Annotated in this window: 22 protein-coding genes, 1 tRNA gene and 1 pseudogene; 3 read left to right on the top strand and 21 right to left on the bottom strand. The window is 71.3% G+C overall.

Annotation, left to right across the window (positions count from 1 at the left end):
* Positions 1-287: 287 nt before the first annotated feature.
* Entirely contained in the window at positions 288-584 is a 297-nt protein-coding gene (locus ACMCNN_RS10600) for a hypothetical protein (protein WP_412746004.1), read from the top strand.
* A gap of 461 nt (positions 585-1,045) precedes the next feature.
* Here the strand turns inward: ACMCNN_RS10600 and ACMCNN_RS10595 are convergent, their stop codons facing one another.
* From ACMCNN_RS10595 to ACMCNN_RS10585, 3 genes are all read right to left on the bottom strand, one after another.
* Entirely contained in the window at positions 1,046-2,104 is a 1,059-nt protein-coding gene (locus ACMCNN_RS10595; protein WP_412746003.1) for a hypothetical protein, read from the bottom strand.
* A 183-nt stretch (positions 2,105-2,287) separates the two neighbouring features.
* On the bottom strand, positions 2,288-2,563 hold the full coding sequence (locus ACMCNN_RS10590) for a hypothetical protein (RefSeq protein ID WP_412746002.1): 276 nt from the start codon (positions 2,561-2,563) through the stop codon (positions 2,288-2,290).
* Between the two features lie 29 nt (positions 2,564-2,592).
* Positions 2,593-3,543: a tyrosine-type recombinase/integrase gene (locus ACMCNN_RS10585; RefSeq protein WP_412746001.1), complete on the bottom strand. Its 951-nt coding sequence runs from the start codon at positions 3,541-3,543 to the stop codon at positions 2,593-2,595.
* 257 nt (positions 3,544-3,800) lie between these two features.
* Between ACMCNN_RS10585 and ACMCNN_RS10580 the strand changes: the two are divergent.
* Positions 3,801-4,120 (top strand): annotated as a pseudogene (locus ACMCNN_RS10580) (transposase family protein); the annotation flags it as partial.
* Between the two features lie 41 nt (positions 4,121-4,161).
* On the opposite strand, the gene ACMCNN_RS10575 reads toward ACMCNN_RS10580, so the two are convergent.
* The gene (locus ACMCNN_RS10575; RefSeq protein ID WP_412746000.1) at positions 4,162-4,572 is read right to left on the bottom strand and encodes a hypothetical protein; all 411 of its coding nucleotides are present in this window, start codon (positions 4,570-4,572) and stop codon (positions 4,162-4,164) included.
* A gap of 468 nt (positions 4,573-5,040) precedes the next feature.
* Here ACMCNN_RS10575 and ACMCNN_RS10570 point away from each other — a divergent pair, with 468 nt between their 5' ends.
* On the top strand, positions 5,041-5,232 hold the full coding sequence (locus ACMCNN_RS10570; protein WP_412745999.1) for a hypothetical protein: 192 nt from the start codon (positions 5,041-5,043) through the stop codon (positions 5,230-5,232).
* Positions 5,233-5,335: 103 nt separating this feature from the next.
* On the opposite strand, the gene ACMCNN_RS10565 is transcribed toward ACMCNN_RS10570, so the two are convergent.
* From ACMCNN_RS10565 to murJ, 17 genes are all read right to left on the bottom strand, one after another.
* Positions 5,336-6,289, bottom strand: coding sequence for a tyrosine-type recombinase/integrase (locus tag ACMCNN_RS10565; protein WP_412745998.1), 954 nt, complete (start codon positions 6,287-6,289; stop codon positions 5,336-5,338).
* A gap of 114 nt (positions 6,290-6,403) precedes the next feature.
* Positions 6,404-6,477 (bottom strand) — tRNA-Pro (locus ACMCNN_RS10560).
* Between the two features lie 78 nt (positions 6,478-6,555).
* Positions 6,556-7,977: a ribosome biogenesis GTPase Der gene (gene der / locus ACMCNN_RS10555; protein ID WP_412745997.1), complete on the bottom strand. Its 1,422-nt coding sequence runs from the start codon at positions 7,975-7,977 to the stop codon at positions 6,556-6,558.
* Positions 7,974-8,654, bottom strand: coding sequence for a (d)CMP kinase (gene cmk / locus ACMCNN_RS10550; RefSeq protein WP_412745996.1), 681 nt, complete (start codon positions 8,652-8,654; stop codon positions 7,974-7,976). Before cmk ends, der begins: the two co-directional genes overlap by 4 nt.
* Positions 8,655-8,741: 87 nt before the next feature.
* Positions 8,742-9,482 carry a pseudouridine synthase gene (locus ACMCNN_RS10545; protein ID WP_412745995.1) on the bottom strand — a complete coding sequence of 247 codons (741 nt, stop codon included), beginning with the start codon at positions 9,480-9,482 and terminating at the stop codon, positions 8,742-8,744.
* On the bottom strand, positions 9,469-10,242 hold the full coding sequence (gene scpB / locus ACMCNN_RS10540) for an SMC-Scp complex subunit ScpB (RefSeq protein WP_412747130.1): 774 nt from the start codon (positions 10,240-10,242) through the stop codon (positions 9,469-9,471). Before scpB ends, ACMCNN_RS10545 begins: the two co-directional genes overlap by 14 nt.
* A 350-nt stretch (positions 10,243-10,592) precedes the next feature.
* Entirely contained in the window at positions 10,593-11,504 is a 912-nt protein-coding gene (locus ACMCNN_RS10535) for a segregation and condensation protein A (RefSeq protein WP_412747129.1), read from the bottom strand.
* A gap of 113 nt (positions 11,505-11,617) precedes the next feature.
* Entirely contained in the window at positions 11,618-12,295 is a 678-nt protein-coding gene (locus ACMCNN_RS10530; protein WP_412745994.1) for a hypothetical protein, read from the bottom strand.
* Between the two features lie 5 nt (positions 12,296-12,300).
* Entirely contained in the window at positions 12,301-13,233 is a 933-nt protein-coding gene (locus ACMCNN_RS10525) for a ParA family protein (RefSeq protein WP_412745993.1), read from the bottom strand.
* 152 nt (positions 13,234-13,385) lie between these two features.
* A complete protein-coding gene (locus ACMCNN_RS10520) occupies positions 13,386-14,336 on the bottom strand; it encodes a site-specific tyrosine recombinase XerD (protein ID WP_412747128.1) in 951 nt (316 codons plus the stop codon).
* A complete protein-coding gene (gene ald, locus ACMCNN_RS10515) occupies positions 14,333-15,448 on the bottom strand; it encodes an alanine dehydrogenase (protein WP_412745992.1) in 1,116 nt (371 codons plus the stop codon). The genes ACMCNN_RS10520 and ald overlap by 4 nt, the downstream gene beginning before the upstream one ends.
* A 134-nt stretch (positions 15,449-15,582) precedes the next feature.
* Positions 15,583-17,028 (bottom strand): cellulose binding domain-containing protein, encoded by a 1,446-nt coding sequence (locus tag ACMCNN_RS10510; protein ID WP_412745991.1) that lies wholly within the window; start codon positions 17,026-17,028, stop codon positions 15,583-15,585.
* Between the two features lie 118 nt (positions 17,029-17,146).
* Entirely contained in the window at positions 17,147-17,743 is a 597-nt protein-coding gene (locus tag ACMCNN_RS10505) for an NUDIX domain-containing protein (RefSeq protein ID WP_412745990.1), read from the bottom strand.
* Positions 17,740-19,455, bottom strand: coding sequence for a CTP synthase (locus ACMCNN_RS10500; RefSeq protein WP_412745989.1), 1,716 nt, complete (start codon positions 19,453-19,455; stop codon positions 17,740-17,742). The genes ACMCNN_RS10505 and ACMCNN_RS10500 overlap by 4 nt, the downstream gene beginning before the upstream one ends.
* 162 nt (positions 19,456-19,617) lie before the next feature.
* Entirely contained in the window at positions 19,618-21,858 is a 2,241-nt protein-coding gene (locus ACMCNN_RS10495; RefSeq protein ID WP_412745988.1) for a hypothetical protein, read from the bottom strand.
* Positions 21,855-22,982: a glycosyltransferase family 4 protein gene (locus ACMCNN_RS10490; RefSeq protein WP_412745987.1), complete on the bottom strand. Its 1,128-nt coding sequence runs from the start codon at positions 22,980-22,982 to the stop codon at positions 21,855-21,857. The genes ACMCNN_RS10495 and ACMCNN_RS10490 overlap by 4 nt, the downstream gene beginning before the upstream one ends.
* Positions 22,979-24,715 carry a murein biosynthesis integral membrane protein MurJ gene (murJ, locus tag ACMCNN_RS10485; protein WP_412745986.1) on the bottom strand — a complete coding sequence of 579 codons (1,737 nt, stop codon included), beginning with the start codon at positions 24,713-24,715 and terminating at the stop codon, positions 22,979-22,981. The genes ACMCNN_RS10490 and murJ overlap by 4 nt, the downstream gene beginning before the upstream one ends.
* Between the last annotated feature and the right edge of the window lie 100 nt (positions 24,716-24,815).

Here is a 24,815-nt window from a genome sequence, read left to right as displayed (position 1 = left end):
CGAGGCGCCGGCCCTGCGGTTGCGTCAGCCGATCGAGGGATGACACCCGGTAGGGGCGCATCATCAGCGGCAGGGCCGGATACGTCGGTCTCATGGCTTCGACCACGTTTCGCAACGCCACGCACTGCGTACGCCGCGGCCGTCCTCACCCGATCACGGCCGCCTGTTGCAGCAGGCGTTCCTTCCCGGACAGGAACGCAGTAGTTCTCACGGTCGGCAGGAACAGTTCCTCGAGCTCAGAGCGTGTTTGAGAAGTGCCTAGTTGCGTTACTGCGTACGCTCGCCAGGTGGAGACGATCGTGGCGACAGGAGTGTGGATGTACGCAGGCACCGTGCCTGTTACGGTCCGCGTGGTCATGCTCGATTACGACTTCTGGCACGCCCTCGGAGAGGCCGAGGATGATCTTGAAGAAGAGGAATCCCCGCAGTTGAACGCCGACGGACGCCTCTACTACGTGCGGCATCGGCCGGGGTGGCCCGATGGGGAACGCCCCTTCTGGCCAGACTCCCAAGGTTTCTACACCTTGGAGGAGGCAGTCGTCGCCGCCGAGTCGGCCATGCCTGGCCCCATCAGGTGGCAATAGGAGCGCGGCTGGGTCCGAATCGCCGCTCCGCAGCCATCTCAAACACGCACTCAGCCGAAAACGGCGAACTCGGTCAGCAAGCCGCCCACCACGGTGGGGAACACCGCGCGAGAAGGTTCGACGATTCGATTCAATTTCCGGTTCGAATGCCACGAGGAACACCCTCCAAGGCGTCCTAGGATTGACCGGAGTTAAGTGGTCCATGAGGCAGATGCAAAATCCATATTGCCGCCACCACCATTTCTGGCGTACGCTTTCATGCGTCCATTCTGGACGCCACTCCCCGCAAATGCGCCGGTTCGTTGACATCACCCACAGTTACCTTCAGGTCGAAGGACCCCCACACTGCCAGTGTGGTGCGCGGGATCATCGCCCTACATTCACTGTAGGCACCAGCTGGGCTACTCACAGTAGCGCCCAGGTTCGACGGTTCAAGGCTACATCGAGCCTGCTCTTACGGGTCAAGCAATGGTAATCCGATGGGTGTCAGCCTTCGCCCGTACGGCGTCGCAGAACAGGGCGTCTGAAGTTGCGGAATCTTGAGGCTCCCGTTCGGCCGTTGACTTCTCTTCAGAGTATCGGGTGTAAAGCTGGCCGCAACTGCGAATGCTGTCCAGCAGTTCCTCGAGGAGATCCGGGGCAGGTCGCTGAGGGTTAAGTACCGTCAACTCAACGACTCCCTCGTCGTTGTCCTCCTCGTCGAGGTCAAGGACGTAGCCCTCGGCGATTTGCAGGGCACGGGCGACCTCATACGTCACGATGTCGTACGCGCCAAGGTGATCCAGCAGTGACAGGATCCCGGCAGCCGCGCGATGCTCGGTGCCGTCTTCGTCGTCAGCGATGGCCAGGACACGCCGGGCCGGCAGCCGCGCGAACCCGGCGACCGCCTCCACCGCGGCTTTCAACCACTGCGCGGCTGCTATCGCAGCCGCGGTGGGTTCGAGCTCCCGCAGCGCCGTCCACGCGTCGAGCGGGTTCTCCCGCAGGATCGCGTCGGCGGCCGCGACCTGGGCGGCGCTGGCATCGGATCGGCTCAACACCGTCGCCTGCCCGGCCCGTCCAACCAGCTCACCCCGCTCGGCGTCTTCCACCGCCTGCAACTCAGCCTCGATGTCCACCCGCACGGCATCGAGCACTGCCCGATCGCCGATCTCCTGCAGTGCTCGGCCGACTCGGTGGGCGCCTTCGCCGACCGGGTCATATTCCACGATCAGGTTTCCGTTCTCGTCCGGCAAGTTCGGGCTGATCACCGAGGCGATGACCGTGCTGAACGTCTCCCTGTTCTGCTGACGCCGCCAGTCCTCGGTATTGACCTCTGTGTCCGGGTCGGCGTGCGGTGGATGGGTGTAGCACCGCCACAGCTCATGAGACAGGCCCGTCAGCTCGGCGGCCAAGAGCTGATGGCGTTGCGTACCGGCAGCAGCCGGAAGCGGTGACACCATCGCCGCCCAATCACCGCGTCCTGTCGACCAGGTCCGCATCAACGCGGCGTTCTGCTCGTCAACGACGTAGCGGGTCACATTGCCCTCCTCGATTGTTGCGCTACGGCGTGCGACGCTCGCACGCTCACGATTTGTCACGCCCGCCATCACCGGCGGCCGAACGCTCAGGACGTCAACAATCAGCCCGGCCCGATTCAGCTGCCGGCATCACCGACCTGCGAGATCAGGTCACACGCTCACGCAGACATCGACCGACCGGAGCTATCGCTGTTCGTCCCGACGGGCCTGCGCCGCACGCTTGCGCGCCTTCGCCGACCGCTCGGCCAGCTGCATCATGTACGCCCGCCGAGCGTGCAACGCCATCTGCTGCCGCAGCTCGACCGGCAGCACCCCGAGCGGGTCGACCTGACGCTCGAACCGCGCCAGGAACGACTTCGTCGCCGGCTGCGTCCTGCCCGCGCGGTCCGCGGTGTTCGCCCACGACAGGTGCGCCGCGATCCGCGCCCGCCTCGTGCGCTGCTGCGGTGTCAAACCCATCCCCCGCTCCTCCCCCGGCCACTCCCCCATCAGATTCGCTCGCCGATCTGCAGCCGGGCATGGGTCAGCTGCGCACGCTCGGCGGCAGCGCTGGCCCCGTACCGGCGCGGCATGTCGTCGGACGACCAGCCGAGCACCAGCATCAGATCCCCGGTGTCACCGCCGGCGAGTTTCCACTCGTGCGCGAAGTTGTGGCGCCATCGGTGCGCGTGCACGTCCGCGACCCCCGCCCGCCGGCCACGCCGGCGCAGCATGATCTTGACGCCGTTCGACGACAGCGGAACCACGCCCCGCGCCGGCAGCCACAGCGCCTGCCCGCCGAACCCGCGCCGCCCGACCCGGGCCCTCAAGTAGCGGCTCAACGCCCGGCCGGTCTTCGGCCCGAAACGCACCCGCCGCTCCTTGGCGCCCTTGCCGTGAAACAGCAGCGAGTCCAGGTCGAGGTCGACATCTCCGACGGTCAGTCCGGTGACCTCCGCCAGGCGGGCGCCGGTGTTGAACAGCACCCGGATGATCGCCTCGTCGCGAAGATCGGTGAACTGCTTGCCCTTGCAGGTGGCGAGGATCTTCGCCGTATCCGCATCCCCCAGGATCGGGATCAGCTTCTGCTCGGTCTTCGACTGCCGGACCCGCTCCAGCGGAGACCGGACGAGGTCTTCCTCCTCTGTCAGCCATCGGTAGAACTGCTGCAATCCCTTGTGCTTGGTCAATGCCGTCGACGCCGAGCGGGTGGCCACCATCCAGGCCTGGAACTCCTCGACGTGGCCGCGCTGCACCTCTGTCGGATCGGCCGACGCGTCCTCGGCGTTCAGCCGGGCCGCGTTGTCCAGCAGATACCGGTCGAGCTGGGCAGCGGCGAGCAGATAGCTGTAGCGGGTGGTCTCCGGATAGTTCCGGGCCCGTAAGGTCCGGTCCCAGTCGCGGATGAAGTCGAACCACAACGGCGCGACACCGCGGCAGATCTGACGCAGATCCAGCACAGACACCACCCCCTAACGACCATCCTCAATCGGCAGACCCCTTGACTGCGCGCAAAACAGCGTCACGCCGACATCGACGTCTGCGATCCCTTGCCTTCCATGGTCATCCGGCGACACCGGACCAGGAAGGGTGAAGGGGGATGCCGGGGGATGCCGGGGGGATGCCACCCCCTGGCGAGCCGGCAAGCCCTCAAGGACTCGGGCGGCAAGCTCGAATCCGCCTGGCAACAGGCTGGCTCCACGACCGATGGCGACGAGCGGCCCCAGGCTTGCCTACGGCGGCCCTTCAGGACGCCCTGACCAGCGAGGACGTAATGACCTTCGCCGACAAGAGATATCACGGCGCCCGCGGCATTGGGCGGACCCCGTTCAAGCGACGTCGCTTCCGGCCGAAGCTGTCGCGGCGGCAAAAGGCCGTCAACCGCGCTCACACAAAGATCCGCGCCCGCGGCGAACGAGCGATCGCCACCTCAAGACCTGGAAGATCCTGGCCAAGCTGCGTTGTTGCCCACGCCGCGTGACCGCGATCGTGCAGGCCATCCTCGTTCTGCACCGCACTGAAGCCAACCGCTTCGCAGCACGATACGGCGGGCTGCACTCGCCTTCGGCGGTCTGCCGCTACCCTGTCCCGCCGTGGACGGCGAGGTCGCCGCCGCTGAATACGACACAGCCCAGGATGCCGGCCAAGACTGTCCGCTGAACGGGTGTCAGGGCGTTCACGAAGACCGCGGCGTCGACGTCCCCCTGTCGGCAGGCATCGGCGATCTCCCGGACCTTGCCCTGTGTCAGCAGCGTCCGGCGAGAGAAGGGCCGCGACATCCGGGCGGCCCCGCCGGGACGTTCCTTCCACCGGTCGGAGGCACCCCGGCGTTGAACGTATCGACCCACCACCCGACCACCACGCGCCTCGACTACGGCGGCAAGCTCGTCGAGCCGGACCTCGTAGTCCCTTTCCTTGGCCGAGAACAGACCGACGACCACGACATCTGCGCCGTTGAGCGGGTCATCGAGCCTCCGGTACTGCTTCACGCGGACATGATGGCCTTCACCACGACCCGGAGCTACCGCTTTCTGCACCGTTGCCACCAAAGCGCTGCGCCCGGGACAGGTTGAAAAGGCTCAGTTATGAACTCGCAGGCCCGGCCGTCCCCTACCGCCTGGGCCCGCCATGACCAGTAGCGTGACGTGAGCGGAACCGCAGTCACGGGCACTACCGATGGCCGACCTCGAGGCGATCTTCGGGGTACTCGCCACCGTGCATGCCCATCTACTGGCCGACGAGCTCTCGCCGGACTTGGTACGGCGCCTACTCAGCCGACTCACCCGTCACGGGCCGCTGCCCGACAGGGCCTCGGCAGGTGAGCTGAACGCCCTGCTGGCCGACCTTTGCCAGCGCATGCACTGGGCAATGTCAGAGGACTACGGCGACTATCCCGAGCCGATGCCGCGCCAACCACCTACTACCTCGACGTCCCGGACTAGGAAGCCGAGGCCTGCATGGCCGCGTTGACCGATCTCGGCGGTGAAGTCAGCCGACACCGCACCGAAGACGCAAGCCGCTCGAACGGCTGGCAGATCGCAGCGGTGTTCCCCGATCTGCCCCCCGACCCGAGCCACCACGCCCGGGTCGCGCAGCTATCCTCACTTGCCCACCGGCACGGCGGTGAACTCACAGGATTCGGCGGCTGACTCACGCTGCTGGCGCTCCCTAAACTGGTTCCGGCGCAGATTTCGACATCGACGGCGAGCACGGCCCGCGGAAGAGCGTCTTCCGCGGGCCACGATCGGTCGGTCAGACGTTCTCGCCGATCCTCATCCGGATCTGAAGCTCCTGGGCCCGCTCCGCGGCGGCGCTCGCGCCGTACCGGCGGGGCATGTCTTCCGAGGCCCAACCGAGCAGCAGCATCAGATCACCGGTGTTCCCGCCGGCCTTGTGCCACTCGTGGGCGAAGTTGTGCCGCCATCGGTGTGCGTGCGTGTCCTTCACCCCAGCCGCGGCGCCACGGCGTTTGAGCATCAGCTTGATCCCGTTCGGAGTCAACGGCCGGATTCCCCTGTCGGCCATCCACAGCTGCTGGACGTCCGCCGCGCCTTTACGTTTCGCGCGGGCCCGCAGATACCGCGACAACGCCCGGGACGTCTTCGGCCCGAATCGCACGCGCCGGTCCTTCGCGCCTTTGCCGTGCAGGTGCACCGACTCGGTGTTCATGTCCAGATCGGTCAGCGACAGGTTGCCGATCTCCGACAGCCGGGCACCGGTGTTGTAGTACAGCCGGATCAGCGCTTCGTCGCGCAGCGCCATGAACGTTTTGCCTTTGGTGCCCTCGAGCAGTTTCTTCGTGTCGTCGTCGCCCATGATCGGCACGAGTTTCTGCGGGGTCTGCGGCGCTTTCACCCGGGCCATCGGAGACTTGTCGATCTCCTCCTCGTCGAGGAGGTATTTGAAGAACTGCTGCAACCCTTTGTGCTTGTTCAGCGCGGTCGACGCGGACCGGGTCTCGATCATCCACGCCTGGAACGATTCGACGTGCGCTTTGGTCACGACGGTCGGGTCTTTCACAGCGTCGTCGGCGTCCGGGTCCGGCGATTCCGTCGCCAGATACTTGGCCAGTTGTGATGCGGCCAGAAGGTAGTTGTAGCGGGTGGTCTCCGGGTGGTTCGCGGCCCGGAGGCTGCGGTCCCAGTCTTTCAGGAAGCCGGCCCAGTCGCCGGCCTCGAGGTCCTCGCACATGCGGTCGAGGTTCATCAGGGGCATGTTCGTCACCTGCCGAGTCAAGGGGTCTACAAGCGGCGTGCTTGACCCGGCAGAACGTCCTAGATCACAAAAGAGGGCCTCTGACCTGCAGAGACCCTCTCGCTGTCGGGCTGACAGGATTTGAACCTGCGACCCCTTGACCCCCAGTCAAGTGCGCTACCAAGCTGCGCTACAGCCCGTAACCCCACCCCCAAACCGGGGTGCGGCGACTCGGAAAGCTTACCAAGGCGGCACGGAACCCCGCGCACCGGCATGCCCTACCCGTGCGCCTTGCCCCGTCCCCCCGGACCTGTCTTCTTGCGCGGCCGTACGGACACCTCGATCGGCGTGCCCTCGTACCCGAACTCCTCGCGCAGCTTGCGCTCGACGAAGCGCAGATACCCCGCATCCAGCGGCCCGGTCGTGAACAGCACGAACCGGGGCGGCGCCACCCCCGCCTGGGTCGCGAACAGCACCCGGGGAGCCCGGCCACCACGTACGGGGTGGGGGGTGGCCTGCGTGAGGGCGGTCAGCCACTGGTTCAGCGCCCCGGTCGCCACGCGCTGCTCCCAGGAGGCCAGGGCGCGGCGCAGCGCCGGTGCGAGCTTGTCGACCGCCCGGCCCGTCTTGGCGGAGATGTTGACCCGGATCGCCCACGGGATCCGCTTGAGGTCCCGGTCGATCTCCTTGTCGAGGTAGTACCGCCGGTCCTCGTCGACGAGGTCCCATTTGTTGAACGCGATGACCAGCGCCCGGCCCGCCTCCACGACGGAGGTGAGCACCCGCTGGTCCTGTTCGCTGATGGTCTCGGACGCGTCGAGCAGGACGACCGCCACCTCGGCGGCCTCGACCGCGCCCGCGGTTCGCAGGGAGGCGTAGTACTCCGTGCCGCTGGCCTGGTTGACCCGCTTGCGCAGGCCGGCGGTGTCGACGAACTGCCACACCTCGCCGTCCATCTCCACGAGGCTGTCGACCGGGTCGACCGTGGTGCCGGCGACCGAGTCGACGACGGCACGTTCCTCCTTGGCGAGGCGGTTGAGCAGGCTGGACTTGCCGACGTTGGGGCGTCCGACCAGGGCGACCCGGCGGGGACCGCGGGGGCCGCCTTCGATGATGGGCGGCGCGGGCGGCATGGCCGCGAGGATCGCGTCGAGCAGGTCACCGGAGCCGCGGCCGTGCAGTGCGCTGATCGGGTGCGGCTCACCCAGTCCGAGCGACCACAGCGAGGTCGCCTCGACCTCCAGGCTCTGGTTGTCGGCCTTGTTGGCGATCAGGATGACCGGCTTGGAGCTGCGCCGCAGCATCCTGACCGCGGCCTCGTCGACGTCGGTGGCACCGACGGTCACGTCCACGACGAAGATGACGACGTCGGCGGTCTGCACCGCGATCTCGGCCTGGGCGGCGATGGCGGCGGCCCGGTCCTTGGCGTCGGGCTCCCAGCCGCCGGTGTCGACGACGGTGAAGCGCCGGCCGTTCCATTGGGCGTCATACGGTACGCGGTCACGGGTCACGCCGGGTACGTCCTCGACCACGGCCTGGCGGCGGCCGATGATCCGGTTGACCAGCGTCGACTTGCCCACGTTGGGGCGGCCGACGACGGCGACCACGGGGGCGGGGCCGGTGGGCGCCTCGTCGGTGTCCGGCGCGGTGGAGAAGTCGTCGATCTCGAATTCGGAGAGATCGATCGGGAAGTCGGTCACGAAGATGCCTTGCTGTTCAGCAGGTCGAGCAGGTGCGCCACGACCTCGTCGATGCCCATGCCGGTGGTGTCCACCTCGACGGCGTCGTCGGCCTGGCGCAGGGGGTCGGTGGCGCGGCTGGAGTCGAGCCGGTCGCGGCGGGCCAGGTCGGCCCGGGTGGCGGCGACGTCGGTGGCGTCCTCGGCGCTGCGGCGCTGGGCGCGGGCCGCGGCGGAGGCGGTGAGGTAGACCTTGAGGTCGGCGTCGGGGGCGACCACCGAGGCGATGTCACGGCCTTCGACGACGATGCGCGGGGCGTCGCCGATGAGGGCACGCTGCTGTTCGACAAGCAGGCGGCGTACGGCGGGGACGGCGGCGACCGCGGAGACCGCGCCGGTCACCTCGGGGCCACGGATGGGGCTGTCGACGTTCGTCCCGTTCGCGAAGAAGTGCGGGGCGACCGGGTCCGTACCGATGGACAGCTCGGTCTCCTGCGCGATCTTGGCGATGGCCTCGGAGTCCTGCAGGTCGACCCCGGCTTGCAGGACCGCCCAGGTCACCGCCCGGTACATGGCGCCGGTGTCGAGGTAGACGCCGTCGAGCGCGGTGGCGAGACGCCGGGAGACGGTGGATTTGCCCGATCCGGAGGGACCGTCGACGGCCACCACGCACCTCGCCGGCCGTACTTGTTCCGCCACCGTTCCTCCTCAGTCCCCGGGCCGACCGACAGTCCCCCGGGTCGACCAACCCTCCTATTGTGCCCGGCGCCCGGAACCTCTGCGGACTCAGTCCCCGACGGCCTTGAACAGGGCCCCGATCTCGGCGTTCGACAGGTGCCGGAAGCCGCCGGGCCGCATGTCGCCGAGTCGGATCGGGCCGACCGCCGTACGGATGAGCCTGCTGACCGGATGGCCCACCGCGTCCATCATGCGCCGCACGATGTGCTTGCGCCCCTCGTGCAGCGTCACCTCGATCTGCGCGGTCTTGCCGAACGTGTCCACCAGCCGGAAGGTGTCGACGCGGGCGAAGCCGTCCTCGAGCTCGACGCCGGACTGCAACTGGCGCCCGACGCTGCGCGGCAGCGGCCCCGCCACCTCGGCCAGGTACGTCTTGGCGACCCCGAACGACGGGTGCATCAGCTTGTGCGCCAGTTCACCGTCGTTGGTGAGCAGCAGCAGTCCCTCGCTGTCGGCGTCGAGCCGGCCGACGTGGAAGACGCGCTGCTCGAACGTGCCGAGGAACTCGGCGAGCTCGTTGCGGCCCTTCTCGTCGTCCATGCTGGAGACGACGCCGCGGGGCTTGTTCATGGCCAGGTACACCATCTTGGTGTCGGTGACCACGCGCTGGCCGTCGACGTGGATCTCGTCCGTGTCGGGGTTCACCTTGTCGCCGAGCTGCGCGACCTTGCCGTTCACGGTGACGCGCCGGCGGAAGATCAGGTCCTCGCAGGCGCGCCGGGAGCCGATTCCGGCGGTCGCGAGGACCTTCTGCAGCCGTACGGAGGTGGCCGGGTCAGCCTGAGGCATCGAGCACTTCTTCCACGTCGTCGGGTAGGAACGGGGCCAGCGGGGGCAGCTGGTCGACCGAGTTGAGGCCGAGCTTCTCGAGGAACAGGGTGGTCGTCCGGTAGAGGAACGCCCCGGTTTCGCGCTCGGTGCCGCACTCCTCGATGAGGCCGCGGGTCACCAGCGTACGCATGACGCCGTCACAGTTCACACCGCGGATGGCGGAGATGCGCGAGCGGGTCACCGGCTGTTTGTACGCGACCACCGCGAGTGTTTCCAGGGCGGCCTGGGTGAGCCGTACGGACTGCCCGTCCAGCACGAACCGCTCGACGTACCGGGCGTACTCCGGCCGGGTGTAGAGCCGCCAGCCGCCCGCGGCCCGGCGCAGGTCGAAGCCGTGTCCCGCCGCGGTGTAGCCCGCGGAGATGTCCTCCAGAGCGGCGGCGACCCGCTCGGCGGGCTCCTCGAGGATCTGGGCGAGCTGCAGCTCGGCGACCGGTTCGTCGACGACGAGCAGAATCGCCTCGAGCGCGGCATGCAGCTCGGCATCGCCCATCGGCTCCACGTCGGCCTCGGCCGCCGGAGCCACCTCAACGTCGGCCACGGCCGCCGGAGCCGGCTCAGCGTCAACCTCAGCCGCCGGAGCCGGCTCAACGTCGGCCTCGGCGACCGGCGGTAGATCCGCGTCGGGCCCAGCGGCTGCCGGTTCATAGCCGGTGTCAAGATCCGAAACCGGTTCCGCCTCCACGCCGGGCGGCACCGGCTCGGCGTCCAGGTCCAGCGCCCAATCGCCCTCGGCGGACTCGGCCGGATCGGCGTGATCCGGACGGGACTGCTCGGCGACCGCGGCGTCGACCGGCGATCCCGGCTCCGGCGCCCCGCCGGGCGCGGAGTCGTCGATCGCCTCCAGCACCGGCGGCTCCGTCGCCTCGCCGTCCTCCACGAGCCGGGACTCCCCGGCGGGCTCCCCGGCCTCATCGACGGAGTCCGGATACCCCGCGTCCAGGAACGGCTCCCCCTCGTCGGCCTGGTGAGCGGCTTGGTAGGCACGGTCCGGCGCACGCTGCGCGCGTTCCCACGGGGGCACCCACGTGGCGGCCTGCTCGGCCAGGGAGTCGGGTCGCTCGTCGGTCATGACGTCTCCTGCGCTGCGGCCGGGTCGGGTTCGGGCTTGGGTGGCGTGCCCTCGTAGTCGTCGATGTCGAGCTCGACGGCATCGGCGTCGTCGCCGCCGGTCCAGCGCACGGTCAGCTCGTCCAGCGAGACGGGCTGGTCGAACTCGACCAGGCCCTCGCGGTACAACTCCAGCAGGGCCAGGAAGCGGGCCACCACTTCCAGCGTGTTGTCGCAGTCGGCGACGAGCAGGCGGAAAGTGGCGTTGCCGGCCCGGCGCAGCCGCTCGCGCAGCAGGTTGGCGTGTTCGCGGACGCTGACCCGGACCTGGTGGATGTGCGCGATCGACACCTCGGGCGGGCCCGGCTTGGGGGTGAACTGCTTGATCGCGAGCTTGAGCAGCCGCTGCGCGCCGATGCCGAGCACCAGGTCGGGCAGGGCCTCGGCGTACCTCGGTTCGAGGGAGACCGCGCGGGGCCAGCGCCGGGCGCCGGTGCCCTCGAGCTCGGCGAGGTGGGCGGCGGCCTCCTTGAACGCCTTGTACTGCAGCAGCCGGGCGAACAGCAGGTCACGCGCCTCCAGCAGGGCCAGGTCCTCCTCGTCCTCCACCTCGGCGGCGGGCAGCAGCCGGGCCGCCTTGAGGTCGAGCAGGGTGGCCGCCACCAGCAGGAACTCGCTGGCCTCGTCGAGGTCCCAGTCGTCGCCCATGGCCCGGATGTACGCGATGAAGTCGTCCGTGACCTGGTGCAGCGCCACCTCGGTGACGTCCAGCTTGTGCTTGCCGATGAGCTGCAGCAGCAGGTCGAACGGGCCGGTGAAGTTGTCCAGCCGCACCGTGAACCCACCGGACTCACCCGGCGGCGCGGCGTCGGGTTCGGCCGAGACGGGCTCGGTGGGGGGTGACTCGGACACGCGTTGACCGTAGACCACCGGCCCGACAGCCTGGTCAAGGCTCACCTGCCGACCCCCGCACCCTGGGAAACCACGTCTTGATCATGCCAACGCGCCACGGCGCAACGGGTGACTGGATCCCGCGAAAGCGGCTAGGACCACAGTTGGAGCACGAGCCCGCCGACCAGGTTGATCGGGAGCAGCAGCAGGGGGCCGCCCAGCGGAAAGAATGAGCAGACGATCAGGATGATCACGCCGACGTTCTTGTGCTCGAACCACAGCCGGTACCACTGCATGCCGTGCCCGGCCTGCCGGTACGCGGACCAGAGCAGCCCGAAACCGTCCAGCGGGGGCATCGGGATCAGCGCCAGCAGCCCGAAGGCCAGCAGCCCGACCGCCAGGGCGAGCACGAACTGCTCGGCGTACGGTGCGTCGAATTGGCCCTGCAGCACCTGGGCCGGACTCAGCGACTCCAGGTAGAAGAAGGAGTCCGGAAAGAGCAGCCGGAACGCCAGCAGGGCGACCTGCGCGGCCAGCAGCACCGTGAGGGGCCCGGCGGCGAAGATCGCCGCGGCGCGGCCCCGGCCGCGGAAGCGCGGCACCTCGTCCACGTCGAGGACCTTGCCCCAGCCGGCCCCGCCGACCGCGGCGGCGACCGCGCCGAACGGGTCGATGTCCTCACGCGGGCGCGGGGTGATCGGCTCGCGGGGTGCGGTGAGGCCGAGGGCGCGGGCGCTGATCCGGATGGCGAGGGCGCGCAGCAGCAGTCCGAGCAGGAACGCGAGCAGCAGCCCGGCGAAGGCCACCGGCTGGCCGAGGGCGAACAGCACCGGGGTCAGTCCCGCTCGGCTTGCGCGGCGATCACCTCGCGGGCGAGCTGGCGGTAGTTGCGCGCCCCCGAGGAGGCGGGGTCCAGGGTGGTGATCGGCGCACCGGCCACCGTCGACTCCGGGAACTTGACCGTCTTGGTGATGACCGTCTGGTAGACCTTGTCGCCGAACGCCTCGACGACCCGCTGCAGCACCTGGCGGCAGTGCGTGGTGCGGCTGTCGTACATGGTGGCGAGGATGCCTTCGAGTTCGAGGTCGAAGTTGAGCCGCTCGCGCACCTTGTCGATGGTGTCCAGCAGCAGGGCCACGCCGCGCAGGCTGAAGAACTCGCACTCCAGCGGGATGAGCACCCCGTGCGCGACAGTCAGCGCGTTGATGGCCAGCAGGCCCAGCGACGGCTGGCAGTCGATGAGGATGAAGTCGTATTCCTTGCGCACGCTGCGCAGCGTGCGGGCCAGTGCCATCTCCCGGGCGACCTCGTTGACCAGCTGGATCTCGGCCGCGGACAGGTCGATGTTGGCGGGCAGCAGGTGCAGCCCCGCGACATCCGTCTTGATGATGACGTCCTCGGTGGTGACGTCGTCCTGCATCAGCAGGTTGTAGACGCTCAGGTCGAGGTTGTGCGGGTTGACGCCGAGGCCGACCGAGCAGGCGCCCTGCGGATCGAAGTCGACGAGCAGGACCTTGCGGCCGTACTCGGCCAGGGCGGCACCCAGGTTGATCGTGGTGGTGGTCTTGCCGACCCCGCCCTTCTGGTTGGCCAGGGCGATGATCCGCGCCGGGCCGTGCCGGTCGGTCGGCATGGGCTCGGGGATCGGGCGGCGCATCGTGTACGCCGAGGGATCGGCCGGGCCCAGATCCGCGCCGAGGTCGAGGGAGCTCTGCTGCTCACGCAGGGCCGTAGTCCAGGCCTCTGCCTGGTCGCCGTTGCCCGCCATGTCGTCCCGTCGCCCCCTTTCGACTCGTCGCCCTGTCCCGGGGTTGATCTCTGTTTCCGCCGCGGGTTGGCTCAGCCGATGCTCGACTGTACGCCACGCGCAGCGCCGGGCCAGGGTGAACATTCGGCGTGTCGCACCGTCGGATGCCGGGCTCAGCGCGCGCGGGGGTGCGCGGTTGCGTACACCTCGCGCAGCCGGTCGACCGTGACCAGCGTGTATACCTGCGTCGTGGTCACCGACGCGTGGCCGAGCAGTTCCTGCACCACGCGCACGTCGGCGCCGCCGTCGAGCAGGTGGGTGGCGTAGGAGTGCCGCAGCGTGTGCGGGCTGACCGCGTGCGGGCCGTCGGTCTCCAGCCCGGCGCGCTGGGCGGCGCGGCGCAGGATCGCCCAGGCGCTCTGCCGCGACAGCGGCCCGCCGCGGGCGTTGAGGAAGACCTTCGGGCTGCCGCGCCCGGCGGCGACCAGGGTCGGCCGCCCCCGCACGAGGTACGCGTCGAGCGTGGCGCGCGCGTACCGGCCGACCGGCACCACACGGGTACGGCCGCCCTTGCCGTGCAGCACCGCGGCGCTGGGTTCGCCCCGGTCGAGGTCGTCGACGTCCGCGCCGACCGCCTCGGAGATCCGGGCGCCCGTGCCGTACAGGAACTCCAGCAGTGCCCTGTCGCGCAGGGCGAGCGGGCCGTCGTCGCCGCCGGTCGCCGCCAGCAGGCGTTCCACCTGGTCGACGTCGAGTGCCTTGGGCAACCGCTTGGGCGGGGCCGGTGGGCGTACCTCGCGGCTGACGTCGTGCGGGGTGACGCCCTCGCGGGCGGCGAAGCGGTGCAGACCGCGGACCGCGCTGACCGCGCGGGCCGCGGAGGCGGCCGACAGGGCGGGGTGCCCGTCCTGGCCCTCGCGCAGCAGCGCGAGGTGCCGCGCCACGTCGGCCTCGGCGACGGCGGCCAGGTCGGCGATCCCGGAGGCGGCCAGGTTCTGCAGGTACCGGTCGAGATCACGCCGGTACGACAGCAGGGTGTTGCCGGCCAGGCCGCGCTCCACCGTGAGGTGGTCGAGATACGTCCCGACCACCCGGCGCAGCGCGGCCGACGGTTGCTCGTTCAGCGCAGTACCTCGGACAGCGCCAGCACCTGCATGCCGTGCGCGTCCGCGACCGGGCCGTACACGACGTGGCCGCCGTAGGTGTTGACGCCCAGGGCCAGCGCCGGGTCGGCCTGCACGGCGTCGCGCCAGCCGCGGTTGGCCAGCTCCAGCGCGTACGGCAGGGTGACGTTGGTCAGCGCGTACGTGCTGGTGTGCGGGACCGCGCCGGGCATGTTGGCCACGCAGTAGAACATCGAGTTGTGCACCCGGTAGACCGGCTCGGCGTGCGTGGTGGGCCGGGAGTCCTCGAAGCAGCCGCCCTGGTCGATGGAGATGTCGACGAGCACGCTGCCGGGCTTCATGCGCGACACCAGCTCGTTGGAGATCAGCGTCGGGGCCTTGGCGCCGGGCACCAGCACCGCACCGACGACCAGGTCCGCGTCGAGGACGGCCTTCTCGACCTCGTACGCGTTGCTGGCCACGGTCTGCAGGTGGCCCCGATAGTCGGCGTCGAGCGCGCGCAGCCGGGCGATGTTCTTGTCCAGCACGAGCACCTCGGACTGCATGCCGAGCGCGATCGCGGCGGCGTTCTGGCCCGCGACCCCGGCGCCGATGACCACGGTCTTGGCCGAGTACACCCCGGGCACACCGCCCATCAGGACGCCGCGGCCACCGCCGGAACGCATCAGGTGGTACGCACCGGCCATGGGCGCCAACCGGCCCGCGACCTCGCTCATCGGGGCCAGCAGGGGCAGCGAGCGGTCCGGCAGCTCGACGGTCTCGTACGCGATGCCGGTGACCTTGCGGTCGATGAGCGCGTCGGTGCACTCCTTGCTGGCGGCCAGGTGCAGGTAGGTGAAGAGAACCTGCCCCTCGCGCATCCGGTGGTACTCCTCCGCGATGGGCTCCTTGACCTTGAGCACCAGATCGGCGGTGGCCCAGACGTCGTCCGCGGTGCCGAGGATCGTGGCGCCCGCGGCGACGTAGTCGGCGTCCGCGATCGAGGAGCCGTTCCCGGCTCCCGCCTGTATGAACACCTCGTGTCCGGCGCGGGTGAACTCGAACACGCCAGCCGGGGTGATCGCCACCCGGAACTCGTTGTTCTTGACTTCGGTGGGAATGCCGACCTTCACGAGCCGACACCGTCCTTTCCTCAACGCTGAGTGACGTCCCGGGTCCGTTCGGTCCTATACCCGAACGGGGCTCACTCGGAGACTACCGTCCCATCCAGTGGAAGGCAGACCGCGGCCCGGGACGTCACCGCACGTCACGAGGGGACGCGTGCCAGGCGATCCTTGAGGCCCTGCCCGAACGCGGTCGGCGTGCCGGTGTAGTCGCTGATCAGCGCCGGGCCGGTGGCGCAGTTCCAGGTGTTCCAGGTCCACCCCAGGTAGCCGACCCCGCGCGCGTCGGCCCAGTCCATCAGGCCGTCGACGAAGCCGTGCGCGCAGTCGTTCTCGCCGATCTCGGACAGCGTCAGCGGGACCCGGGCGGCCACCGGCCCGTACTGGCTGGTCCAGCAGGCCGTGGTCGCACAGGCGTTGAAGTTGTAGACGTGCGCGAAGGCGGCCAGGTTGCCGGTGGGGTCGCTCGGCCGGTAGGTCAGCCACTGGCTCAGATCATTCGCGTACGCCAGCCCGCCGAGCAGGATGACGTTGGTGGCCCCGGTGGCCCGGACCGTGTCGACCAGGCTCTGGAACCCCGCCACCGGGTAGCCGATGCCGGGGCAGGTGCCGCCGTCGCGCCAGCACTTCCAGCCGGCGGTGGCGTCGCCGGTGGCCCGCTCCGGGTACGGCTCGTTGAACAGGTCGAGCACGACCGCGTCGTTGCCCTTGAACGCGCTCGCGACGCCGGTCCAGAACGCGGGGGCGTACTGCGCGTCGGGCATCGGCTTCTGGCAGGTGGCCCTGACGTCGCTGCAGCCCGCGGAGGGCCCGGTGTACTGGCCGTGGTTCCAGTGCATCTCGACGATCGGCGTGACGCCGTTGCTGATCAGCAGCTTCACGTAGGCCCTGACCTCGTTCTGGTACGCGGCGCCGCCGTACTGCGCGGGTACGGACGCGGTGCCGAGCCAGCATTCCTCGTTGAGCGGGACCCGGACCGCACGGACATTCCAGGAGCGCATCGCGGTGACCGAGGCCTGGTCCATCGGGCCGTCCCAGATGCCGTTGCCCTGGATGCAGGCGAACTCGCCGCCGGAGCGGTTGACGCCGTGCAGGATGACGGGCGTACCGGCGGAGGTGACCAGCTCGTTGCCGGACACCTTGAGCGCGGGCGCAGCCCCCGTGGGGGGCGGGGTGCTGGTTGCGCCGGTGCAGGCGACTCCGTTGAGGGTGAAACCGGTCGGGTCGGGGTTGGCGTCGGCCCGGGCACCGAGGAAGCCGAGCGGGGTGGACGACCCGGTGGCCAGCACGCCGTTCCAGTCGGCGTTGGTGGCGGTGATGTGGGCGCCGGACTGGCTCCAGGTGGCGTTCCAGCCCTGGGTGACGTGCTGCGCGGCGTCCGGGAAGTCGAAGCCGAGGCTCCAGCCGGACAGCGGATCGCCGAGGTTGGTGACGGTGACGTCGGCCTGGAAGCCGCCGGTCCACTGGTTGGTGACCCGGTAGGCGACGCGGCAGCCGGTGGTGGCCGCGGAGGCGCTCGGCAGGGCCATGAGGGTGCCGGCCAGGGCGAGCAGGCCGGCGGTGAGCAGGGGGACGGTTCTCGGTCTCATGGGTACACCCATCGACGGGGATAATTGGGAGCGCTCCCAGAATCCGTCGTGACACAGGATTGTGTCAAGAGTGTGAACGCCCGCCGGCCCTTCCCGGGACCGGCGGGCGTCGCCGTACTCAGATGGCCGGGGTGTCCGCCGGTCGCAGGGTCGTCCATCCCGCGGCCCGGGCGGCGGCCGCCGCCAGCACCCCGCCCACCGCGGACGCGTTGGTGATCTCGCCGCGCAGGATCATCGCGACCGCCTCGTCCAGGTCGACGCGGACGATCTCCAGGTCGGCCTCCTCGTCGGTACGCACGTGCCGCTGCGCCTCGGGCACCTCCGACAGTTCCCGCGCCAGGAACAGCCGGATCGTCTCGTTGCTGAAGCCCGGCGAGGTGTGCAGGTCGACCAGCAGGTCCACCCGGCCCGCGACCAGATCGACCTCCTCGGCCAGCTCCCGCAGCGCGGCCGCGGCCAGGCCCTCACCGGCCACGTCGCGCAGCCCGGCCGGCAGCTCCCACAGCTTGCGGTGCACCGGATGCCGGTACTGCTTGATCAGCACGACCCGGTCGGCGTCGTCGAGGGCGACGACGCCGACCGCGCCCTTGTTCTCCGTGACGTCGCGGGCGGCGACCCCGCCGCCGGGCATCGTCACCTCGTCGGTGAAGACAGAGAAGATCGGGCCGGCGTAGCGCGGGGTACGGGAGCGGGTCTCGTGGCTGAACGTCGTCACGAGGCGGCGACCGCCTCGGCGGACGACGAGTCGGCCAGCGGCTCCACCGGCAGCTCGTCGGCGGCCGCGTAGCCGACCGCGGCCGCGACGAACGCCGTGAACAGCGGGTGCGGGCGGGTCGGGCGGCTCTTCAGCTCCGGGTGCGCCTGGGTGGCCACGAAGAACGGGTGGGTGTCCCGGTCCAGCTCGATGAACTCGACCAGGCGGCCGTCCGGCGAGGTGCCGGAGAAGACCAGGCCCGCCGCGGCCAGCTTGTCCCGGTAGGAGTTGTTCACCTCGTACCGGTGGCGGTGGCGCTCGGAGATCTCGGTGCTGCCGTACGCCTGCGCGACGATCGAGCCGGGGGCCAGCGCCGCCGGGTACGCGCCGAGGCGCATCGTGCCGCCCAGGTCGCCCTTGCCCGCGACGATGTCCTCCTGGTCGGCCATCGTGGAGATCACCGGGTGCTGCGCCTGCTCCGCGAACTCCAGCGAGTTCGCCCCGGTCAGACCGGCCAGGTGCCGCGCCGCGTCGATCGTCATGCACTGCAGGCCCAGGCACAGCCCGAGCACCGGGATGCGGTTCTCCCGGGCGTACCGGGAAGTGTTGATCTTTCCTTCGATGCCGCGGACGCCGAAGCCGCCGGGGATGACGATGCCGTCGACGCCCTTGAGGGCGAGCGCCGCGCCCGCCGGGGTCTCGCAGTCGTCGCTGGGCACCCAGCGGATGTTGACCCGGGCCTGGTTGGCGAAACCGGCCGCCCGGATCGCCTCGCTCACCGACAGGTACGCGTCGGGCAGGTCGATGTACTTGCCGACCAGCGCCACCGTGATCGTGCGGCGCGGGTGGTGCACCCGCTGCAGCAGGTCGTCCCAGGTGGACCAGTCGACATCCCGGAAGGACAGACCGAGCCGGCGCACCACGTACGCGTCCAGGCCCGCGCGGTGCAGCACCTTCGGGATGTCGTAGATGCTCGGCGCGTCGGGGGCGGCCACCACGGCCTCGCGGTCGACGTCGCAGTACAGCGACAGCTTGTGCCGCAGCTTCTCCGGGATCTCCCGGTCGCTGCGGCACACCAGCGCGTCCGGCTGGATACCGATGTTGCGCAGCGCGGCCACCGAGTGCTGGGTCGGCTTGGTCTTCAGCTCCCCCGACGGCGCCAGGTACGGCACCAGCGACACGTGCAGGTAGAAGACCCGGTCCCGGCCGATCTCGTGGCGCACCTGGCGGATGGCTTCCAGGAACGGCAGCGACTCCATGTCGCCCACGGTGCCGCCGACCTCGGTGATGACCACGTCGGGACGGCGACCGCGGTCGTCCGGGTCGGCCATCGCGAAGATGCGTTCCTTGATCTCGTTCGTGACGTGCGGGATGACCTGGACCGTGTCGCCCAGGTACTCGCCGCGGCGCTCCTTGGCGATGACCGCCGAATAGATCTGGCCGGTGGTGACGTTCGCCTTGGCCGACAGTTCCCGGTCGAGGAACCGCTCGTAGTGGCCGACGTCGAGGTCCGTCTCCGCGCCGTCCTCGGTCACGAAGACCTCGCCGTGCTGGAACGGGTTCATCGTGCCCGGGTCGACGTTGAGGTAGGGGTCGAGCTTCTGCATGACGACGCGCAGCCCGCGTGCGGTCAACAGGTTACCGAGGCTGGAGGCGGTGAGGCCCTTGCCCAGTGAGGAGGCGACGCCTCCGGTGACGAAGATGTGCCGCGTCTCGCGCACTGCTGCTGCCAAGGCCTGCTCCCGTGGTCATCCGAGGCGGTCGCATCGGCTCCGAGTCTGATCCCGAAAAGTCTCATCTCGAAGCCTGCAACCGGCGATGATCAGCAACCGATCACCCACGGGATTCCAGGGTAACACCATCGCGGTCGCACGGACGTCCGGGCTGGTCGGGTGTCACCGGGCACCCACGCGGCGCAGGACCGGATCGGGTGGCGCGAGTCCGGGACCGCCCGGCCCGTCGGTCTCGTCGTCGGCCCGGGTCCGGTCCGCCGCGTGGTCGAGCACGCGCAACGCGACCAGCACCGCCGTGGGCACCGCCGCGGCCGCGGCCGCCCCGGCCACCGCCAGCGCGGAACCGCCCAGCACGCCGGCGATCAGCGTCGCCACGACCGTACCGGCGGCGGCCGCGCGCAGCGCCGGATGCAGGCCGAAGAGCCGGTTCAGCCCGCCCCACGGCGAGTACCGGCAGAACGCCAGCATCAGCGCACCCACCACGGCCAGCAACGTCAGCGGGCTGTCCAGCAGCGCCTGGCCGTTGGCGGCCGCCGCGCGCTGCACGGCAGGGCCGCCCGTACCGTCGCCCAGGGCGCTGAGGAAGCGGCCCAGGCTGCCCTGTTCGAGGGCGGGGCGGCGCAGGTCCACCGCGGCGAATCCGATCGTCACCACCAGCCCGGCGAGCGCCGCCCAGGCGAAACGCGGGAACGTCAGCCAGCCGCCGGTGCTGATCGCGGCCGCGACGCACACCCCGGCGGTCACCGCGATCGCCCCCACCGGGTCGGCACCCAGATACGGGCTGCCCACCATGACCACCGCCACGCCGCCGACCAGCACGATGATCACCGGGCGCCACGGCCGGCGTACCCATTGCGCCGCGCAGCCCGCGGCGACCAGCGCACCGGCCACGAACACGCCGAGCCCGACGCTGCCCACCCCCGCGTACCGGTTGCCCGACAGGGTCGAGTACCCGGCGACGCCGTTGAGCTGCAGCCGCGCACCCGTGAGCAGATCCACGCCGACCACCGCGGCGCCGATCGCCGCGACCGCGCCCAGCGGCCACAGCGTGCGGGGATACCGCGGTGAGATCCGCACCGCGAACGTGCCGACCGCCGTGAACAACGCGGTGACCAGTCCGAACACGAGGCCCGGGTGGCCGGCGCGCCACCACGGCACGGCGTCGGCCAGCAGCGCGGCCGGGATGGCCAGCGCGGCCGCGATCAGCGCGGGCTCGGCGATCGCCAGCCAGCGGCGCGGCACCCCGGCGGGACCGGTCGGCCCGGCATGCCGGCGGGCCCGCATCAGCATCGGTACGGCCAGCGCGAACAGCAGCAGCTGGACGGCGGCCAGCACGGTGAAGAACGTTCCGGCCACCTGCCGCTGGGCACCCGCCCGGCGATCCGCGTCCCGGCCCCCGCCCATGGCCGCGACCAGGTCGGCGGGCCGCCCCGGCACCGAGGTGACGCTGCGTCCGGTGAACAGCCTCTCCGGCTGCGGGCGGCCCAGCGCGGCCAGTACGGTCGGCGCCAGGTCGACCAGCTTCAGGTACCCGTCGCGTCCGGTGCCCGCCGAGGTCAGCCAGCCACCCGCCCAGCCCGGCCCCTCGGCGATCGCGACGTGCAGCCGGGACTCCGTGTCGGTGTCCGACACGCCCGCGACGACGATCAGGGACCGTTCCGGGCGCGCCGCCACGACCTTCGCGAGCGCGGCGTCGGCGCGGGCCACGGCAGCCTGCCGCGCCGCCCCGGTGCCGGTGATCGTGCCCAGGTCGACGACGCTGAGCACACACGACGAGAGCAGCTGCTGCGGGTCGGCGGGCAGCACCGGCTCGTACCGGTCCACCCGGCCGAACGGGCGGGCCGCGGCCACCGCGGCGCCCGGACCGACCGCGACGGTGCAGCGCACCGACTCGGCCAGCGCGCCCGGCACCGCCCCGTACGGGGACTCCTCGGCGTTGGCGTCCACGACGGAACGCTGCTCTGTCACGTTCGCGCCGAGGTCGTCGGGGCGGGTGAGCGCGGGGATCAACGGCGGGCACCCGCCCGTGACCCGCTTGGTGTCCCACGCCGCGTAGTTGCCCGCGCCGAGAGTGAGCCAGCCGTCGACCGGGCAGGTGGTGCTGTGCCCGCTGCGTACCGACAGCCAGCCCACGGAGCCGCGGGTCGCCTGCTGCCAGAGCGCCGGGGTGCGCTGCGGATCGAGGTCCTCCCAGCGCAGGCCGGGGGCGCCCGCCAGGATCACGTAGTCGGCGCGGGCCTGCGCGGCGCCGGTCGCCGGTCGCACGGTCAACCCGGCCAGGCTGCAGGCCGCGGCCAGCACGACCAGCAGGTACGGCAGCCAGAGCCGCAGCCGGCGCCGGGTCACGCCGATCCGGCGCAGCCACGCGCGGGTACGACGGAACCGGATGACCGGCGGCGTCATCCCCGCCCCGCTCGGCTGTGCGCCGTCACCGACGCGTACGCGGCGCGCACGTCGGCCACGGTCTCGTCCTCGCCTGGCCAGGTGGCGGCCCGGCGCGGACCGCGCTGCGCGAGGTCGGCGCGCCGCTGCGGGTCGGCCAGCAGGTCCCGGACGGCGACGTCGAGGGCGTCCACGTCGCCGGGCGGCACCAGCACCCCGGCGTCGCCCACCAGCCCGGGCAGGCCACCGACGGCTGTGGCGACCAGGGGCACCCCGGCGCGCAGGGCCTCCTGGGCGAACAGCTGGCGGGCCTCCCAGTCGCTGGTGACGACAGCGATGTCGGCGCCGGCCAGCAGGTCGGCCACGTCGCTACGGTGCCCGAGCAGGAAGAACGGCGCCCGCTTGGCGCTGGCGCGCTGGGCCAGCGGCATGTAGCTGGGGCCGGAGCCGGCGACCACCACCACCGGCGCGGGGTCGAGGTCACGCCACCGGGCGGCGGCGTCCACCAGCAGGTCGTACCGCTTCTGCGGGTGCAGGCGGCCGACCGACAGGATCAGCGGGCCGCCCGGCTTGAGGCGGAACTCCGCGCGTACCTGTGCCCGGGAGCGGCGGGCCGGCGCGGCCTGCGGCGCCGCGACCGGGCCGAGCCGCGCCTGCCGGGCGCCCACGGCGGTGGCCCTGGCCACCAGGTCCTCGGAGGCACCCAGGGTCAGGTCGGCGGCACGCGCCACGATCCGCTCCACCAGCGACGACGCCTGCCCGCGCAGCCCCCGCGCCAGGACGGCGTTGTGCCAGGTCACGACGAGCGGGACCCGGGGCCGGGCCAGGGCCGCGACGAACCCGGCGCGCAGGCCGTGCGCGTGCACCACGTCGACGTCGTGCTCGGCCAGCGCCCGCCGCAACCCCCGGATCGCCCCCGAGTCCTGCGGGCCCGGGTTGGCCGGGATCTCGACGGGCACGAAGTCCGCGCCCGCGGCGGTGAAGCCGAACAGCTCGTCGGTGGCCGCGGGCCCGCACACCAGCACCGGGCAGCCGGCGGCGACCAGGCCACGGGTCAGCGAGGCGACGTGGCGGCCGATCCCACCGGTGCTGGAGGCCAGCACGAGGGCGACCGGCCCGCACCACTCGCGGGTCGCGTCCGTCATGGCTTGTCCCTCCCGTTCGGCGTGCCGGCCCCGCGGGAGCGCAGGCGGCGGGCCAGCGTCGCGACCAGGGGCCGGACGTCGTGGCGATCCAGTGGGTAGGCCACCGCGACGAACCCGACCGCCAGCACGACACCACCAAGAATGCCCTGCGCCAGGCCGCGAACGGCGTCCGGTGCCGCGGCGAGAGCGTGGCCTGTGCCGTACGCCACGGCCCACGCGGCGAGTCCGGCGGCGATCGCGGCCACAATACCGACGCCCGCGGCGCGGGGCAGCCCCGCGAGTGCCGCCGCACCGGCGCGCCGCCGTACCGCGAGGACGAGCAGCAGGCCGAGCACGGTCATCCCGACCGTGTTCGCCAGGCCGAGGCCGAACACCTGGCCCCGGCCGGGCAACGCGGCCGACAACGCGACCGCGCTCACGGCGGCGACCGCCCAGCCCGCCGCGGTGGCCAGCGCCGCGGCGGCCGTGGCTCCCCTGGCGTACAGGGCGCGCGACAGCAGGGCGAACAGGGCGTAGCCGAGCAGGCCGGGCGCGAAGCCGACCATGCCGGGGGCGGCCCCGTCCGCGTTGAGCAGGGCCGCGGCCGGTTGCGCGAGCGCGGCCAGCGCCGCCGCTCCCAGGCAGGCCAGCAGCATCACCGATCGGGCGGTGCGGGCCAGCGCATCGGCGTACCCGGCCTCGTCGCCGCGGGCTGCGGCGGTGGCCAGACCGGGATAGACCGCGGTGGCCAGCGGCACCGCCAGCACGGCCCACGGCAGCAGGAACATCGTCTGGGCGGCGTTGTACAGCGTCAGCGGGCCGTGCACGGCCAGCGCCACGACGGTCACCACCATGATCTGCTGGGCGCCCACGGTCACCGCGCCCGCCCAGCCCAGGCGCATCGCCTGGCGGCCCTCCCCGCCGGGGAACCGGTAGCGGGGCCGCAACCGCAGCCGCAGCCGGCGCATCGGCACCAGCAGGCACAGCGCGAGGACCACCACCCCCAGGGTGGTGCCGATCGACAGGGTCAGTTCACCCGCGCTGCTCAGGCCGGGCAGGTCGGTGCCGGCGCCGTCGAGGGCGGCATAGCTCAGGTACGCGGTCATCACGGTCACGCTGGACAGCAGCGGGGCGATGACCGGCCAGGCGAAGCGGTGGTGCGCCTGCAGGACGCCGGTGAGCACGATGCCGATCCCGTACAGCGGCAGCTGGGGGGCGAAGACGCGCAGCATCCGGGCGGCGACGACCTGGTCGGCGGCGGGGATGTCGAGCAGCCCGGCGATCGGTCCCGCCGCCAGCGCCACCACGAGCGCCAGCGGCACCAGCAGGGTCAGCACCCAGGTCAGCAGCGCGGACGCGACCGCGGTCACCCGGGCGCGGTCCCCGTCGGCCACGGCGCCGGCCAGCAGCGGCACCACGAGGCTGGCGAGGGCGCCGCCCGCCACGATCTCGAAGACGATGTTCGGGATCGTGTTCGCGGCGTTGTAGACGTTCGCCAGGCCGCCGTGACCGACCGTGTGCAGGAAGACGAACGTACGGCCGAAGCCCGCCAGCCGGGCGACCACCGTGAGCAGCGTGATCACCGCGGCGGCCCCGGCGATCCGCCCCATCGCGGCGGGTCGCGCCCAGCCGGCCCGGCCGTCGTCGGCGGCCGCGTCGATGTTCGCCGCGTCCGGCTCCAGCTGGGCCTCGACCTCCGCGGCCCCCGGCCCCGTGGCGCGCTCGGGTACCCCGGCCTCGGGGGGAACGCTCACGCCGGGCCTCCCGTCGGCACACGCTTCGGGCCCTCGCCGCCTCCGCTCACGCCGGGCCCGCGCGACATGCCCTCGCTCACGCCGCACATGCGAGACGTGC

The organism is Krasilnikovia sp. MM14-A1004, from assembly GCF_047159485.1.
Lineage (GTDB): Bacteria > Actinomycetota > Actinomycetes > Mycobacteriales > Micromonosporaceae > Actinoplanes.
Note: the sequence above shows the minus strand (reverse complement) of the source record. Positions and strands in the feature narration are given on the sequence as shown.